Here is a 16,150-nt window from a genome sequence, read left to right as displayed (position 1 = left end):
TAGTTGGCCGCAAAGGCTCCGAGACCCGGTTAACAAGGTTGCCGGCCGGGCCTCTGCTGTCGGAGTTAGCTTGCCGGCTCGGCCTCGATGAGCGGGTAGACGCCGTTCTCGTCGTGGACTTCCCGGCCGGTGACGGGCGGGTTGAACACGCAGGCCATGCGCAGTTCGGTGGTGGCGCGGACCGTGTGCTTCTCGTGCCCGTCCAGCAGGTACATGGTTCCGTCGCGCAGGTCGTGGACTTCGCCGGTGACCTCGTTGGTCAGCGTGCCCTCGCCCTGGACGCAGTAGACGGCCTCGATGTGGTTGGCGTAGTGGAACGTGGAGGTGGTGCCCGCGTAGATCACCGTGTCGTGGAAGGAAAAGCCCACGCGCTCTCCCGCCAGCACCATGCGCCGGCTCCGCCAGGTCTCGGACTTAACGTCGCGGTCGGTGTCGTTCAGGTCGTTCAGGTTGGTAACAAGCATCGGTACTCCTCGGATAGGAAGTCAGGAAGTTTCGTGTTGGGGGTGCGCGGCGGGGCGGCTCGGCGACCCGGCGAGCGGGCGTCGGCGTGCGGCCGTCCCGCGCTAGAGGGCTCCGACCAGTTCCGGCACCGCGGTAACGGCGCGGGTCGCGTCGATCAGGATGTCCAGGCCGCGGTCCAGCTCCGCGGCGCTGATGGTCAGGGCCGGCATCAGCTTCACCACTTCGCCCTCGGGGCCGGATGTTTCCACCAGCAGCCCGTTGTCGTAGGCCTCGGCGGCGATCTTGCCGGCGGTTTCGTTCTCCGGGAACTTCACCCCGGCCAGGAGGCCGCGGCCGCGCACGCTGGCGCCCTCCACCAGCCCGGCGATCCGCTCCAGCCCCTCGTGCAGCTGCACGGCCCGGGCCTGGATCTGTTTCTGGAACTCGCCGGTCCGCCAGTACGTATCCAGCGCCGCCGTGGCCGTCACGAACGCCGGATTGTGCCCGCGGAAGGTGCCGTTGTGCTCGCCGGCTCCCCAGACGTCCAGCTCCGGGCGGAACAGGGTCAGCGCCATCGGCAGGCCGTAGCCGGAGATGGACTTGGACAGGCAGACGATGTCCGGGGTGATGCCGGCTTCCTCAAAGCTGAAGAACGTTCCGGTGCGGCCGCAGCCGGCCTGCACATCGTCGACGATCAGCAGGATCTCGTGCTTCTTGCACAGGTCTGCCAGGCCGCGCAGCCAGCCGGCGCGGGCGGCGTTGAGGCCTCCTTCGCCCTGGACGGTCTCCACGATGATGCCCGCCGGCTTGTCCACGCCCGAGCCGCTGTCCTCCAGCACGCGCTCCAGCCACAGGAAGTCGGCGGTTTCGCCGGAGAAGTAGTCGTCGTAGGGGATTTTGGAGCTGTTGGTCAGGGGGATGCCCGCGCCCCGGCGCTTCATCGAGTTTCCGGTCACCGACAGCGAACCGAGCGTCATGCCGTGGAACGCGTTGGTGAAGGAGAGGATGTGCTGGCGGCCCGTCACCTTGCGGGCCAGCTTCAGGGCGGCCTCAACGGTGTTGGTGCCGGTGGGGCCGGGGAACATCACCTTGTAGTCGAGGTTTCGGGGCTCGAGGATGACCTCTTGGAAGGTCTCCAGGAACGTGCGCTTGGCCGGGGTCTTCATGTCCAGCGAGTGCACGACGGCGCCGCTGGCCAGGTACTCCAGCAGCGGCTGCAGCAGCTTCGGGTTGTTGTGGCCGTAGTTAAGCGCCCCGGCGCCGGAGAAAAAATCCAGGTACGTGGTTCCGTCCTCGGCCGTCATGGTGCTGCCCTCGGCGCGGGTGAATACGGCGGGCCAGCTGCGGCAGTAGCCGCGGACCTCGGACTCGAGGGTCTCGAAAATGTCGGTCATGGAATACGCTTCCTTCCTCAGTGCGGCAGCGGGCGGCCCCGGGTAGGGGACAGCGCCACAGCAGCCGCGGGTCGATTCATGCGGATGTGCGTTGGTGGAGGTGGTGCTTGGCCGGCCGCGGATGCCGGCGGGACTAATTGAGCGGACCGATCCGGAACAGGTACTCGGTGTCGTGCCCGTCCGGATAGAGCTCTTCCGTAAAGAGCGGTTCGCGTTCCATTGGCGCCTCGCGGCGCGACGCGAAGCCGGCAAACAGCCGGACGGAGGCCTCGTTGTCCGCCGTGATGGTGGTTTCCACCCGTTCGGCGAGGACTTGTCCGGCCAAGCGGTCCAGCATGTCCGCCGCCAGCCTGCGGCCGCGGAACCGCCGGTTCACGGCCACCTGCCACACCATCAAGGTGCCCGGTTCGTCGGGGCGCATGTAGCCGGTGATGAAACCGGCCGGCTCGCCGTCCACCGTGGCGATGATCGACGTCTCGGCGAAGTCGCGGGTCCACAGCAGGTAGGAATAGGACGAGTTCAGGTCCAAGACCTGGGAATCCCTGGCCATGCGCCACAGGGACTGCCCGTCGTTCAGGGTTGGTTTACGGAAGCTTGCTTCGATCCTCGGTCTGGTTTGGGTTTCTGCTAGTTCTTCAACCATCCCTTCAAACGTAACGAGATCAGAGCCGTTATCAACCCCGAAACCTGCCGACTTGACAGAGGTTCGGACGCTTTCGCCGCCCCTGCCGTCCCGGCCGAATTCCGCCGGATCCCTTGTGCCAGTTGCCCTCCGGCGGAATGACGACGGCGGTGCCCGGGCGCGCTTTTATCGTTACCATTTCGTGACCTTTGCTATGTGACGACCGGCCGAAAGTGTCGCCCCAGCCGCGCGAGGAGCGCCCGAATGGCCGTTACCCGCGCCTTCGGCACGCCCGCGGCCGGCTTCTCCACGCCGGGAACGCCGGAGGCCGTTACGCGGCGCCTCGGCACGACCTGCGGCCGGGCTTCTACGGCCGGGAAGCCCCGGCGGCCGTTACCCGGCGCACCGACTGGAGCCCGCCCGATCGGGTGAGTCGAGCAGGGTGCAGGCATTGAGGGCGCCGGGGTAAAGCGCCGTCGTGCCGTTGTCCATGTTTTGGAGCGCCCGTAGATATAAGCGCAGGTCACGCGCCTGTGGATAGCCAAGACGTGGACAGTTCGGCCTGAACGTGGACAAGTTTGCGTGACGTGGGCGGCTGACTCGGCCTGCAAGCCGGGGCGTCCATGAAAAAAGCGGCTCCGACCGGCAAACCGGTCGAAGCCGCTTTCGCGGTGGGCCCTGCGGGGATCGAACCCGCGACCCGCGGATTAAAAGTCCGATGCTCTACCAACTGAGCTAAAGGCCCGCCAGCCGGTCCGCTTTGCTCTAGGTAGAAACCCAGGCGAGGTCGGATTTGGCCAGTTCCCAGTTTATCCCACCCATCGCCGCCCGCCCGAATCCGCCGGGCGCGCGCCTTGCCGGGGGTCCCGGAACGTCCCGTCGCCGGGGGCCACGCCTCTCTGTACCGGCGTCAGGGGCGGGAGTAAGGTCGAGGCATGAGCCCGAACAACGGAAACGATGTCCCCCGGCCGCATAAGCCGAAGCCTTTCGCCCCGGTGGATTTTGAGGACTTCGCCGGGGGTGCCGACCCGGCACGCGTCTCCGAGGCCGCCCACCTCGCGGCACAGGCCTTGGTGCACCGCGGGCGCGGCTCCGACGACCCCGAGGTGACCGCGAGGCTGGTCAAACTGGCAGACCAACAGGGGCTCGAGGCCATTGCTGAAATGTGGGCTGAAAGCCCTGCCCGTTCCCTGCCGGGGGCCCTCTGGCGCCTTTACGCCCTGCGAGCCGCGGCCCAGTCCCATCCGGACAAGCTGGCAGCCTACTTCAAGGCGGGGACGGCATCGGCAGAAGTGTCAAAGGTCATCGCCGGAGTAGCTGAACCGCCCGGCGCCGACGAAGTCCGGGCCATGGCCGACACGATCCTCTCCGGCGCCTTCGACGGTGATTTCGATGTGGCCCTTGACCGGTCGGCGGCCTTTTGCCGAATCGTCGCGCTCGGCCAGACCCACCACGCCGACTCTGCCGAGTCCGCCAACGAGAACCATGCCACCAAGCTGACGCTCAATTCACACCGGCTCGTGAAGACCGCCGAGGATCTGGAAGCGGCCGCCGTCGCCTGGCGGCGCGGCGAGCTCGACTAGCGGCCCGACGGGCCAAGGGCCGGAAACGCCGTCGCCTGGCGGCGCGGCGAGCTCGACTAGCGGCCCGACGGGCCAACGACCCGCAACGCCGTCGCCTGGCGGCGCGGCGAGTTCGACCAGCCGCCCGCGGCACCCTACGCACCGGCCAGCCGCCCGACTGTATCCCGCCCCGACCGCCGGCGGCCGTCGGCCCCGCGGTGGTGCCCTCAGCAGCAGGACCGTCCGGAGAAGGCCCTCCCGGAACGACGCGCGCGCGTACCACAGATAGCCTCTGCTGACACGTTTTTCCCCGTACTTTCGCGGCTGTTGACATCCGCAGTGAGGCGTAGAAAACTGAAGGTGGTGTCGAACTGTGGCAGCCCCGGGCTCCAACTCTTAGCCGCCTCGAGCGGCCTTCCGCCGAGAGGCGCTCCCAGTTCGGCACCATTAATTTTTGTTCGCGAAGAGGCGCTAATCTAGGCACGGCGGATGCTTCCCTTCCGCCGTACGGACCAGTGAGAAACCGCCGGTGACATGAAGCTAAGCCTCTTCCCCCAGGACACCAAGAGCCTCGAATTGCTCGCCCTCACAGCAGCCGAGCTGATGGCGGGAGTCAAGACCCTCTCGGAGATCCTCGGGGCGCCTGCGGACGACTACGACAAGCTCTCCGAAGAACTGCACGACCGCGACGCGAACGTCTCCCGGCTGCGCAACGCCCTGCTGACCACGCTGCGGACCAGCTTCGTCAATCCCCTCCCCCGCGAGGACATGTTCCAGCTCTCGCTGCACCTGGTGCACACCTTTGAACACCTCGACGGCGCCGCGGAACTTATCGCACTCAACCGGGTGAAGCGTCTGTCTAGCCGGGCCTCGGAGCAGCTGGAGGTCATCGGCCGGATGTCGGAGATGACCCGGGACGCCATGCCGCGGCTGAACTCTTTGGAGGACCTCGAGGAGTACTGCATCGAGATGGTCCGGCTGGCCAAGCGGGCCGAACGCACCCACCGGGTGTGGGTCTCGGAGCTTTTGTCGGAACACAAGGGCGCCACGCTGGCCCGGCACCGCGACGTGGCCGACCAGTTGATCGCCGCCACCAAGACGCTGCGCCAGGCTTCCCACCACGTAGGCCAGATCCTGGTCAAGGAATCGTAGGTGGAGCTGTTCCTCCTGGTGCTGGTGGTCGCTTTCGCCGGCTGCTTTGCCTTCATCAACGGCTTCCATGATGTCTCCAACGCCGTCGCCACCTCGGTCCGCACGCGCGCGCTCACCCCGAATGTCGCCGTCGTGCTCGCGTCCGTCTGCAACCTGGCCGGTGCGCTGATCTCCAGCACCCTGGCCCTGGTGATCAGTACCGGTTGGATCGGCCTGCCCGAGGGCCGGTCGGGCCTGGGCATCCTGTTGGCCGGGCTGCTGAGCGCCTGCGCGTGGGGAGTTTTCACGTGGTGGCAGCGGATGCCGTCGTCGTCTACGCATGCGCTGCTGGGCGGCCTGATCGGGGCGGGGGCGGCGTCCACCCTGCTGGGCGGCGAGAACATCAGTGCCACCGAGAACCCGATCTGGGGCCAGCTGATCCTGCCGCTGCTCTTGTCGCCGTTGGTGGCGTTCGTGCTCTCCTACCTGGCGATCGTCCCCCTGACGTGGCTGGCCCGCTACCGCACCCCGCGCGAGGTCGGCCGGACCACCAGGCTGGCCCAGGCGGTCTTTGCGGGTACCTTTTCGCTGGGCCACGGCCTGCAGGACGGGCAGCGCACCATGGCCGTGGTGCTGCTGGGACTGGCCGCGGCCGGCTATGCCTCCGGCGACCGGATGCCGCTGTGGGTGCAACTGTTCGCGGCGGTGCTGCTGGCCGTGGGCGCGCTCTTCGGCGGCTGGCGGATCTCGCACACGCTCGGGTCGCGGCTGGTGCGGATCGATCCCCTGCACGGCGCCACCGCACAGGGCGTCAGCTCCGCCATGCTGTTCGTCGGGGCCATCGGGCTGCACATGCCGCTCTCCAGCACGCACACCATGACGGCGGCCATCCTGGGCGCGGGGTCCACCCAGCGGATGCATGCGGTGCGCTGGCGGGTGGCCATCCGCGTGCTGGCCACGTGGGTGCTGACCCTGCTGGCAACCTCGCTCGTCGGAGCCATCCTGCTGCTGGCCCTGGATCCGATGCTCTAGCCGGGCCATGGGCGTCCCTGGCCCTTCCCTGGCGCCTTTAAACAGCGACGGCGGCGCCTCCCGCGAGGGGAGGCACCGCCGTCGTGCTGCCGCCGTCTTACCCGAAGCGGCCGGAGACGTAGTCTTCCGTGGCCTTCTGGGTGGGGTTGCTGAAGATCGACGGGGTATCGCCGTATTCGATCAGCTTGCCCGGCTTGCCGGTGCCGGCGATGTTGAAGAACGCCGTCTTGTCGGACACGCGCGCCGCCTGCTGCATGTTGTGGGTCACGATCACCACGGTGTACTCCGTCTTGAGTTCCTCGATCAGGTCCTCGATGGCCAGCGTGGAGATGGGGTCCAGCGCCGAGCAGGGCTCGTCCATCAGGATCACCTGCGGGGACACCGCGATCGCCCGGGCGATGCACAGGCGCTGCTGCTGGCCGCCGGAAAGGCCGGAGCCGGGCTTGTTCAGCCGGTCCTTGACCTCGTTCCACAGGTTGGCGCCGGTCAGCGACTTCTCTACCAGGGCGTCCGCGTCCGACTTGGAAATGCGCTTGTCGTTCAGCTTGACCCCGGCCAGCACGTTGTCGCGGATGGACATGGTGGGGAACGGGTTGGGGCGCTGGAAAACCATGCCGATCTGGCTGCGCACTGTCACCGGGTCCACGCCCTGGCCGTAGAGGTTGTCCCCGTCGAGGAGGACTTCGCCCTCCACCCGGGCGCCGGGCAGCACTTCGTGCATGCGGTTGAGCGTGCGCAGGAAGGTGGACTTGCCGCAGCCGGAGGGGCCGATGAAAGCCGTGACGGACCGGGCGTCGATGTTGATGTTGACGTCCTCCACGGCCCGGAAGTTGCCGTAGTAGACGTTCAGGTCCTTGACGTCGATGCGTTTGGACATGGGGGTTCCTTCTCTTTGGTTCTGGCTCAGCGGCCGGTCTTGGGGGCGAAGATGCGGGCGATCAGCCGGGCGATCAGGTTCAGCAGCATGACGAAGATGATCAGGATCAGCGCAGCGGCCCAGGCACGCTGCATGCTGGGGTCCACGTTGGTGGGCGAGGTCGGGTTCATCAGCTGCCGGTAGATGAACGTGGGCAAGGTGGTCATCCAGCCGCCGAACACGTTCCAGTTGATGCTGTTCACGAAGCCCGCGGTGACCAGCAGCGGCGCCGTCTCGCCGATGATGCGGGCGATGGCCAGGGTGACGCCGGAGGCGATGCCGGAGATCGCCGTCGGCACCACCACCTTCAGAATGGTGCGCCACTTGCGCACGCCCAGCGCGTAGGACGCTTCGCGCAACTCGTTCGGGACGATCTTGAGCATTTCCTCGGTGGATCGGACCACCACCGGGATCATCAGCACGGAGAGGGCGACGGCGGCCACGAAGCCGGTGCGGGTGCTGGGCCCGAAAATCAGCCCGAACAATGCGGCAGCGAACAGGCCGGCGACGATCGAGGGGATGCCGGTCATCACGTCCACGAAGAAGGTGATGCCGCGCGAGAGCGGTCCGCCCTTGCTGTATTCGACCAGGTAGACCGCGGTGAGCAGCCCGATCGGCACCGAAATGATGGTGGCCCAGAGGGTGATCAGCACGGTACCGACGATGCCGTGGTAGGCGCCGCCGAGCACGTCGGTTCCGTTGGCGGTCGTTTCGTTGTCGATCATGCCGGTCATGCCGTTCATCGACGTGAAGACCAGGTTGTAGCTGAGTCCGGCGACGCCGTTCTGCAGCACGGTCCAGATCACGGAGATCAGCGGCACGACCGCGATGATGAACGCCGCGAAGACCAGGTTGGTGGCGAAGCGGTCCTTGGCTTTGCGCGCCCCCTCGACGGAGAGCGTCACGATGTAGCCGGCAATCACGAAGATTACGGCCGAGAACAAGGCCCAGGAGACGAGGCCGAAACCGACCAGCGACGAGGCCGCGGCGCCCAGGATGAGCGAGCCGGCAGCGACGGCCCAGATGGCCCAGCCGGGCATCTGGTTCTTGGTGAGCGTGTTGCGCTTGGTCGGGGCGGGCGTTTCAGTGAGCAGTTTGGACATCAGTTGGCTCCCGAGAATTCCTTGTGCCGGCTGATGATCCAGCGGGCGACCATGTTCACGGCCAGGGTAATAACGAACAGCACCAGGCCGGCGGCGATCAGTTCGGACAAGCGCAGCCCGTACGCTTCAGGGAAGTTCAGGGCGATCTCGGCGGCAATCGTCTGGTTCCCCGACTTGATCAGGCTGGCGATGAGCCCGCCGCCGGAGAGCACCATGGCCACGGCCATCGTCTCGCCGAGCGCGCGTCCGAGGCCCAGCATCACCGCGCTGACGATGCCCGGGCGGGCGAACGGGAAGACGGCCATCTTGATCATTTCCCACCGGGTGGCGCCCATGGCCAGGGCCGCTTCCTCGTGGAGCTTGGGCGCCTGCAGGAAGATTTCGCGGCTGAGCGAGGTGATGATCGGCAGGATCATCACGGACAGCACGATTCCGGCCGTCAGCATGGTCTTGCCGGTCTGGCTGGCGGGGCCTTCGAAGATCGGGATCCAGCCGGCGTTCTCCGCCAGCCAGGTGTAGGGACCGACGAGCGCGGGAGCCAGCACGGTCATGCCCCAGGCTCCGTAGACCACCGAGGGGATGGCGGCCAGCAGGTCCACCACGTAGCCGAGGCCCTGGGAGAGCCTCCGCGGTGCGTAGTGGGAGATGAAGAGTGCGACTCCCACGCCGACCGGGGTCGCCAGCAGCAGGGCGATCGCCGCGGCGATCAGCGTGCCGATGACGATGGGCCAGATGTAGCCCCAAAAGCCGTTCCCGCCGGAAATGGCGGCCGGGTCTGCCCCGAACGTCGGCAGGGCCTGCCACAGCAGGAACGCCGCCACGCAGAACAGCACGAAGAGGATCAGGCACCCCGCGGCAAGCGCAAGGCCGGAAAAGACCTTGTCGCCGGCGCGGCCCTGGCCGGTCTCGGTCAATGTTTGGGACACTTCATAACCCTTCGGGTTCTGTACTTCGTCTAGCTGTTCTGCCAGTCTTGCGGCTTCGTTCCGTCCGGGCAATTTCGCCCCGGCCGGAACACGGCTGCGCCCCGCGCGTCAAACTGCGACGGCGCGGGGCCAACCGGACTTCGTGTGGGCTACGACTTCACCGAGATGGAGTCGATAGCCGCCTTGGCCTGCTCGCGCAGGGTCTCGGAGATCGGCGCGTTGCCGGCCGAGTCCTGCGCGGCCTGCTGTCCTTCTTCGCTGATCACGTAGTTGCCGAAGGCCTTCACCAGGTCAACGGTGTTCTGATCAGCATATGTCGAGCAGTAGATGTGGTAGGAAACCAGCACGATCGGGTAGGCGCCGGATTCGGTGGTGTCGCGGTCGAGGTCCAGGGACATGTCAAGCTCGCCGCGGCCCTCGACCGGGGTGGCAGCCTCAACGGCCTTGGACGCGGCCTCGGGGCTCAGTTCGACGTATTCCTCGCCGACCTTGACCTTCACGGTACCCAGGTCGCCGACGGCCGAAGCGTCGGCGTAGGTGATGGCCCCGTTGGTCGCGGTGGTGGCGGAAACCACACCGGAGGTGCCCTGGGCGTTCTCGGCCTGGAGCTTGGCGGGCCATTCCCCGGAGACTTCGTCGGTCCAGACGTCGCCGGCGGCGGCAGCCAGGTACTCCACGAAGTTCTCGGTGGTGCCGGACTCGTCGGAGCGGTGGACCACGGTGATGGGGGTGTCGGGCAGTTCCACACCCTCGTTCTGCGAAGCGATGGCTTCGTCGTTCCACGTGGCGATTTCGCCGCGGAAGACCTTGGCGATGGTCTCGGCGTCCATGTTGATGGAGTCCACGCCTTCGAGGTTGAAGGCGACGGCGATCGGGGAGACGTAGCCGGGGATGTGCATGGCGCCGTCGGGGCCGCAGACCTCCTTGGCCTGCTCCCATTCTTCCTCGTCCATGTAGGCGTCCGAGCCGGCGAACTGCACGCCGCCGGCCAGGAAGGCGTCGCGGCCGGCGCCGGAGCCGTCCGGCGAGTACTGCACGCTGGCCTCGGGGTTCTGCGCGCCGAAGCCGGCAATCCAGGCCTGCATGGCGGAATCCTGCGAGGAAGCGCCCGCGCCGGAGAGCGTGCCCGAAACCGTTGCTGCGGTCTCGGTGCTGCCTGCGGCGGCCTGGCTGCCGGTGGCGTTGTCGGAGCCACAGGCCGTCAGCGCCAGCGCTGCAACGGAGAGGACGGCGGCCGCGCGGCCGATGCGAAGTGCCTTCACGTGTATGGTCCCTTTCAGGGTGAGAACGGATCAGGACGACCGGACGTGTTTTCGCCCTGGCGTCGTGCTCCCTCGAGGCTATGGGCGCCACGTAAAGAATGTGCACGGCCAAAGTGAACGCAAGGTGAACAAGACCGGACGGTTTACTAACCGACGGCGTGCAGGCCTTGCCTTTGTGAGCGCACTCATACTAGGGGCGGGGGCCGGGCCGGGGTCTTGCAGGCCGGACGGGGGCCCGGGGGCGGCCTGTGCCGACGCCGTGGGCCCGGACGGGGCCTTGCCGAGGCCGGGTGGGGCCGGTCTAGGCCGGGCGAGCCCCGCCTAGACTGGGAACATGAGCGCAGGCACCCCGTTGGCACAGGCCCGGTCGTTCCTGCGCAAACGCGGACGCGCCGGCTTCAGCCGCAGCAAGTCCTCGGTCATGCCCGCGGTGCGGATCACCTTCTGCGCCGTTGCCGCTTACGTCGTGGCCGAGCAGGTCTTGGGCCACGAAGGCCCGCTGTTCGCCGCCACCTCGTCCATCATTGCGCTCGGTTTCTCCACGGGGCCCCGGGCGCGCAAAGTGCTCGAAGTGGCCATCGGCTGCACGCTGGGCATCGCGGTGGGCGATCTGCTGCTGCACTTCCTCGGGCCGGGCATCTGGCAGGCAGCCCTGGTGCTGCTGGTTTCCATCCTCCTGGCCCGGTTCCTGGACAGCGGCACCATCTTCACCACGCAGATGGCGCTGCAGTCGGTGCTGGTGGTGCTGCTGCCCGCCCCGGACGGGGGGCCGTTCACCCGCAGCCTCGATGCCGTCATCGGCGGCGCCTTCGCGATGCTCGTGACCATGTTGATCCCCGGCGACCCGCGCTCCGAACCGCGTTCCAAGCTGCAGACGCTCCTCGACGAACTCGCCTCGGTGCTGCGCGAGTGTTCCGTCGCCCTCGCCCACAGCGACTCCACCAAGGCCTGGCACGCCCTGGTTAGGGCGCGGGGCAGCCAGAACCTGATCGACGACGTCCGCGGCAGCTTCAGCTCGGCACGGGAAGTGGCCCGGATTTCGCCCGCGCACCGCCGCCACCGGGACGAAGTGGGGGACCTGCAGGATGCTGCGGAGATGGCGGATTTGGCCATGCGCAACAGCCGGGTCTTCTCCCGGCGCCTGACATCCGTGATCAACCACGCGGCCATGTCCGACGAGGCGATCGCAAGCTTCTCCGAAGTGCTCCAGGAGACCGCCGACGCCGTCGAAATCCTCGCTGCCGGGCTTTCCGACCGGGACCCGGGCGCCCGCGAACGCCGGCTCTCCGGCGCCCGCAACGATCTGGCGGAGATTGCCACGCGCCTGCACCCCAAGACCCTCGGCGTCATCACTCTGGAGGGCGAGGGCCTGATCCTGGTCTTCCGGCCGCTCATGGTGGACCTGCTCAAGGCCGCCGGGCTGAGCCAGGACGACGCCACGTCCTACCTGCCCAGGCTCTGATTGTCCGGCGCCCCGGTTACTGTGGGTCCATGAGCACCAAGACCCGTTCCAAGGCCCCCGCCTACCGCTGCGCCGAGTGCGGCTGGAGCACGGCTAAATGGGTGGGCCGGTGCGGCGAGTGCCAGGCCTGGGGAACGGTTGAAGAGGCCACCCAGGTGGTGGCGCGCACCACGGCCGCGGCCGCCGTCTCGCGGCCCGCGGAACGAATTGCCGACGTCGATGCCACCTCCGCGGCCTTCCGGGCCACCGGCGTGGGCGAACTCGACCGGGTGCTCGGCGGCGGCCTGGTCCCCGGTGCGGTCATCCTGCTGGCCGGCGAGCCGGGCATCGGCAAGTCCACGTTGCTGCTGGATGTTGCCGCCCGGGTAGCCCGGCTGGACCGCGACGTGCTTTACGTCACCGGCGAAGAGTCGGCGGCCCAGGTGAAGCTGCGGGCCGAACGGATTTCGGCGGTGGCGGACAACCTGTACCTGACCGCCGAGACAGACCTCGGCATAGCGCTGGGGCACGTGGAGCAACTGGAGCCGGCGCTGCTGATCGTGGACTCGGTCCAGACGCTCAGCAGCAGCGCGGTGGAGGGAGCCGCCGGCGGCGTGACGCAGGTGCGCGAGGTCGCCGCCTCGCTGATCAACGCCGCCAAGCGCAAGGGCATGACCACCATCCTGGTGGGGCACGTAACCAAGGACGGTTCGATCGCCGGGCCCCGGCTGCTGGAGCATCTCGTGGACGTGGTCTGCCAGTTCGACGGCGACCGGCACTCGCGCCTGCGGCTGGTGCGTGCGGTCAAGAACCGCTACGGCCCGACCGACGAGGTGGGTTGCTTCGACCTGACCGAGGCCGGCATCGAAGGCCTGACGGACCCGAGCGGCCTGTTCGTGTCCCGGACCAAGGACCCGGTCTCCGGCACCTGCATCACCGTGACGCTGGAGGGTCGGCGGCCGCTGGTGGCCGAGGTGCAGGCGTTGCTGGCCGAGACCTCCAATGCGCAGCCGCGGCGAGCCACCAGCGGGCTGGATTCTTCCCGTGTGGCCATGATGATGGCCGTGCTGCAGCGCCGCGCCTCCATGTCGCTGCACAAGGACGACAGCTACGTGGCGACGGTGGGCGGGGTCCGGCTCAGCGAACCCGCCACGGACCTGGCCACCGTGCTGGCCATCGCCTCGGCCAAGACCAACCAGCCGCTCCCGGCCCAGCTGATCGCCTTCGGCGAGGTCGGTCTGGCCGGCGAAGTGCGGCCGGTACCGGGAATCTTGCGGCGGATCCAGGAGGCCGAACGGCTCGGGTTCACGCACGCGATCGTGCCGGCGTCCCCCGACGGGGCAGGCCCGGTGCCGGCCGGCTTCACGGTCAAGGAAGTACACACAGTCTCCGAAGCGCTGTCCACGCTGTTCCGCTGAGCGCCGGGAGCGGATTAGCCGAGGTCCGGCCTTATCATGGACCCTGGGGCTGTCAGGACGGCGGCCTCGTCCCCATGCCCGCCGGCCCTAAGGAAACTCCCCCATGGTCAAGAGCCCCGAGGACGCCCTTAAGGCGACCCTGGCCCGTGTAGCTCCGGGAACCCAGCTGCGCGACGGGTTGGAACGGATTCTCCGCGGGCGCACCGGCGCGCTCATCGTGCTCGGCTACGACCAGCAGGTGGAAAAGATCAGCAGCGGCGGCTTCGACATCGGGATCGATTTCTCCCCCACCCGGCTGCGCGAACTGGCCAAGATGGACGGGGCGATCGTCTGCGACAAGGACGCGGCGAACATCCTCAAGGCCGCCGTGCAGCTGGTCCCCGACCCGTCGATTCCCACGCAGGAGTCGGGCACGCGCCACCGCACCGCCGAACGGGTCGCCATCCAGACCGGGCTGCCGGTCATCTCGGTCAGCCAGTCCATGCAGATCATCGCGTTGTATGTGGAAGGCATCCGGCACGTGCTGGAGGGCTCGGAGCCGGTGCTCGCCCGCGCCAACCAGGCGCTGGCCACGTTGGAGCGGTACCGCGCCCGGTTGGACCAGGTCACGAGCTCCTTGTCCGCGCTGGAGATCGAGGCCATGGTCACCGTGCGGGACGTGGCGGTCACCCTGCAGCGGCAGGAAATGGTCCGCCGCATCTCGGACGAGATCTCCCAGTACGTGCTGGAGCTCGGCGTGGACGGGCGCCTGCTCTCCCTGCAGCTGGATGAACTGACCTCGGGGCTGGGCCCGGACAGCGAGATGATCCTGCGCGACTACGCGGACATCAAGGGCGGCATCGACGTCGACGCCGCCCTGCACACGCTGCGCGGTTTCACCTCGAACGACCTGATCGACCTGGGCCGCGTCGCCAGCGTGATCGGCATCCAGGTGGGCCAGGACTCCCTCGACGCCGTGGTCCAGCCGCGCGGCTACCGGCTGCTGGCCGCAGTCAAGTCGGTGCCGCGGGCGGTGGCGGACCGGCTGGTCGACCACTTCGGCGGACTGCAGTCGCTGATGGCGGCCAATATCGACGACCTGATGGCGGTGGACGGCATCGGCGAACAGCGGGCCCGCGTGATCCGCGAGGGCCTGTCCCGCATCGCCGAAACCAGCCTGCTGGACCGGTTCCTCTGATCCCTTCGGGCGTGCGCTAGCGCAGTTCGAACACGGTCCTGTCGCTGGTCTTCTTGTCCAGCTTGGTGACCAGGACGTAGGTGCCCGGCTGCGGGTTGGCTTCCACCGGGGTGCAGCCCGGTGCGGTGCGGTTCCGTTCCCAGACGAAACGGGCCTGCTCGGCCTTGCCCGGCTCAAGGGTCATCATCAACGGCTCGGGGTCCACCTGGCAGTCCTTGGAGGAAAAGATCCGGTCTTCTCCGCTGGTGACCAGGAATTCCATGGCGTCGGTGCCGACGTTGACTTCGCACGGCCCCTTGCCCTCGTTGGCCACCTCCAGGATGAGGGTGGGGTTCTCCCCGCTGCCGTACGCCGGGGCGTCCGTTTCCGCCCGGACGACGACGTCCTGGTCCTCGCAGCCTGCCGGGCCCGGGGATGCCGGGCTGGCGGCCGCGGGACTGGAGGCCGCCGGTTCCGGCGCCTCCGCCGCTGCTTCGGGATCTCCCCGGCCCAGCAGGCCGGCGACCCACCATCCGGCGGCCACCAGGGCAGCCAGCAGCAGCACGGCCAGGGCCAGCACCACCAGACGACGACGGCGGTAAACGGCAGGGCTGGGCCGCCGGACGGGAGCCTGCCCGCGGGTGCCGGATGTGCCGTTGCCTGCCATGCCTTAAGGCTAAGGACAGCGGCGGCCCGTGCCGTCACCACCACGCCGGGCAGTACAGTATTGGTTGGTCACACCGTAGGAGTTCCATGCCCCGCCCCGCCGCCGCACCGGCACTGTCCACAGAACCGGCCGAAGCCGAACTGCTGCATTCGCGTATCCGGACCTGGTTCGCGGCCAGCGCGCGGGACCTGCCCTGGCGCCGCGCGGACTGCAGCCCGTGGGGCATCCTCGTCAGCGAATTCATGCTGCAGCAGACCCCCGTGGTCCGGGTGCTGCCTGTCTGGGAGCAGTGGATGCGGCGCTGGCCGCGCCCGGCCGACCTCGCCGCCGATCCGGCCGGGGAAGCGGTCCGGGCCTGGGGCAGGCTGGGGTATCCGCGCCGTGCGCTGCGCCTGCATGCCGCAGCTGCCGCCATCGTGGACCGGCACGGCGGCCGCGTGCCGGATGACCATGCCAGCCTGCTGCAGCTCCCCGGCGTCGGAACCTACACCGCGGCCGCCGTCGCTTCCTTCGCGTTCGGGCTGCCGGAAACCGTGGTGGACACGAACATCCGCCGCGTGCACGCCCGGCTGGTCACCGGAGCCGCGCTGCCCGCGCCGTCGCTGACTGCCGCCGAAATGCGCACGGCGCACCAGCTGATGCCGGCCCAGGGCGCCAAGGAGTGGAATGCCGCCGTCATGGAACTCGGCGCGCTGATCTGCACGGCGAGGTCGCCGCAGTGCAATGCCTGCCCGGTCCTGGACCGCTGTGCCTGGGTCAGGGCCGGCCGGCCCGAGGCCCATTACGTGCCCAAGGGCCAGGCCTGGGCGGGCACCGACCGGCAGGTGCGCGGAGCCATGATGGCCGTGTTGCGCGAGGCCGAGTCCTCGGTTCCGCGCGAGGTCCTGCTCGGCAGCGTTGACCTGGCCGATCTGCCCGCGGCTTACCGGACGCCGCTCGCGGCACTGCGCGCACTGCCTGCCGGGGACGAACAACTCGGCCGCGCCCTGGACGGGCTGATCGCGGACGGTTTGGCCGTCGCGTCGGGCGGGGGCGTCGGCCTGCCCGGGTAGGAAACCGGTTCCTGCAGCCGGCGG

Annotated in this window: 15 protein-coding genes and 1 tRNA gene; 7 read left to right on the top strand and 9 right to left on the bottom strand. The window is 68.3% G+C overall.

Annotated elements, in window-relative coordinates:
- Positions 1-65: 65 nt before the first annotated feature.
- From AC5RTY_RS15835 to AC5RTY_RS15820, 4 genes are all read right to left on the bottom strand, one after another.
- Positions 66-464, bottom strand: a complete 399-nt coding sequence (locus AC5RTY_RS15835) for an ectoine synthase (protein WP_494013359.1) — start codon at positions 462-464, stop codon at positions 66-68.
- A gap of 102 nt (positions 465-566) precedes the next feature.
- A complete protein-coding gene (gene ectB / locus AC5RTY_RS15830) occupies positions 567-1,838 on the bottom strand; it encodes a diaminobutyrate--2-oxoglutarate transaminase (protein WP_494013360.1) in 1,272 nt (423 codons plus the stop codon).
- 133 nt (positions 1,839-1,971) lie between these two features.
- Positions 1,972-2,481: a diaminobutyrate acetyltransferase gene (ectA, locus tag AC5RTY_RS15825; protein WP_494013361.1), complete on the bottom strand. Its 510-nt coding sequence runs from the start codon at positions 2,479-2,481 to the stop codon at positions 1,972-1,974.
- Between the two features lie 651 nt (positions 2,482-3,132).
- Positions 3,133-3,205: transfer RNA gene (locus AC5RTY_RS15820), tRNA-Lys, on the bottom strand.
- 190 nt (positions 3,206-3,395) lie between these two features.
- On the opposite strand from AC5RTY_RS15820, the gene AC5RTY_RS15815 reads away from it, so the two are divergent.
- The 3 genes from AC5RTY_RS15815 (at position 3,396) to AC5RTY_RS15805 (ending at position 6,185) form a co-directional block, all read left to right on the top strand.
- A complete protein-coding gene (locus AC5RTY_RS15815; protein ID WP_494001952.1) occupies positions 3,396-4,043 on the top strand; it encodes a hypothetical protein in 648 nt (215 codons plus the stop codon).
- A 513-nt stretch (positions 4,044-4,556) separates the two neighbouring features.
- Positions 4,557-5,174 (top strand): nuclease PIN, encoded by a 618-nt coding sequence (locus tag AC5RTY_RS15810; RefSeq protein ID WP_494001951.1) that lies wholly within the window; start codon positions 4,557-4,559, stop codon positions 5,172-5,174.
- A complete protein-coding gene (locus AC5RTY_RS15805) occupies positions 5,175-6,185 on the top strand; it encodes an inorganic phosphate transporter (RefSeq protein ID WP_494001950.1) in 1,011 nt (336 codons plus the stop codon).
- 97 nt (positions 6,186-6,282) lie between these two features.
- On the opposite strand, the gene pstB is transcribed toward AC5RTY_RS15805, so the two are convergent.
- From pstB to pstS, 4 genes are all read right to left on the bottom strand, one after another.
- Positions 6,283-7,062: a phosphate ABC transporter ATP-binding protein PstB gene (gene pstB / locus AC5RTY_RS15800; RefSeq protein ID WP_494001949.1), complete on the bottom strand. Its 780-nt coding sequence runs from the start codon at positions 7,060-7,062 to the stop codon at positions 6,283-6,285.
- A 26-nt stretch (positions 7,063-7,088) separates the two neighbouring features.
- Positions 7,089-8,204, bottom strand: coding sequence for a phosphate ABC transporter permease PstA (gene pstA, locus AC5RTY_RS15795; protein ID WP_494013362.1), 1,116 nt, complete (start codon positions 8,202-8,204; stop codon positions 7,089-7,091).
- Complete coding sequence (gene pstC, locus AC5RTY_RS15790) at positions 8,204-9,130, bottom strand: phosphate ABC transporter permease subunit PstC (protein ID WP_493978329.1); 927 nt, start codon at positions 9,128-9,130, stop codon at positions 8,204-8,206. Before pstC ends, pstA begins: the two co-directional genes overlap by 1 nt.
- Positions 9,131-9,279: 149 nt before the next feature.
- On the bottom strand, positions 9,280-10,392 hold the full coding sequence (gene pstS / locus AC5RTY_RS15785) for a phosphate ABC transporter substrate-binding protein PstS (protein WP_494001946.1): 1,113 nt from the start codon (positions 10,390-10,392) through the stop codon (positions 9,280-9,282).
- 334 nt (positions 10,393-10,726) lie between these two features.
- Between pstS and AC5RTY_RS15780 the strand changes: the two genes are divergently transcribed.
- The 3 genes from AC5RTY_RS15780 to disA all read left to right on the top strand — a co-directional run bounded on the left by AC5RTY_RS15780 (position 10,727) and on the right by disA (position 14,428).
- Positions 10,727-11,854 carry an FUSC family protein gene (locus tag AC5RTY_RS15780; protein ID WP_494013364.1) on the top strand — a complete coding sequence of 376 codons (1,128 nt, stop codon included), beginning with the start codon at positions 10,727-10,729 and terminating at the stop codon, positions 11,852-11,854.
- 29 nt (positions 11,855-11,883) lie between these two features.
- The gene (radA, locus tag AC5RTY_RS15775; RefSeq protein WP_494024882.1) at positions 11,884-13,251 is read left to right on the top strand and encodes a DNA repair protein RadA; all 1,368 of its coding nucleotides are present in this window, start codon (positions 11,884-11,886) and stop codon (positions 13,249-13,251) included.
- Between the two features lie 103 nt (positions 13,252-13,354).
- Complete coding sequence (disA, locus tag AC5RTY_RS15770) at positions 13,355-14,428, top strand: DNA integrity scanning diadenylate cyclase DisA (protein ID WP_494001944.1); 1,074 nt, start codon at positions 13,355-13,357, stop codon at positions 14,426-14,428.
- A 16-nt stretch (positions 14,429-14,444) separates the two neighbouring features.
- On the opposite strand, the gene AC5RTY_RS15765 is transcribed toward disA, so the two are convergent.
- Positions 14,445-15,074 carry a hypothetical protein gene (locus tag AC5RTY_RS15765; RefSeq protein ID WP_494024883.1) on the bottom strand — a complete coding sequence of 210 codons (630 nt, stop codon included), beginning with the start codon at positions 15,072-15,074 and terminating at the stop codon, positions 14,445-14,447.
- Positions 15,075-15,160: 86 nt separating this feature from the next.
- Here AC5RTY_RS15765 and AC5RTY_RS15760 point away from each other — a divergent pair, with 86 nt between their 5' ends.
- On the top strand, positions 15,161-16,126 hold the full coding sequence (locus tag AC5RTY_RS15760; protein ID WP_494024884.1) for an HhH-GPD family protein: 966 nt from the start codon (positions 15,161-15,163) through the stop codon (positions 16,124-16,126).
- The last annotated feature ends 24 nt before the right edge of the window (positions 16,127-16,150 follow it).

It is taken from the genome of Arthrobacter sp. Y3224055 (assembly GCF_059090825.1).
The sequence above is the reverse complement of the archived record's forward strand: the minus strand, read 5'-3'. Positions and strand labels throughout refer to the sequence as shown.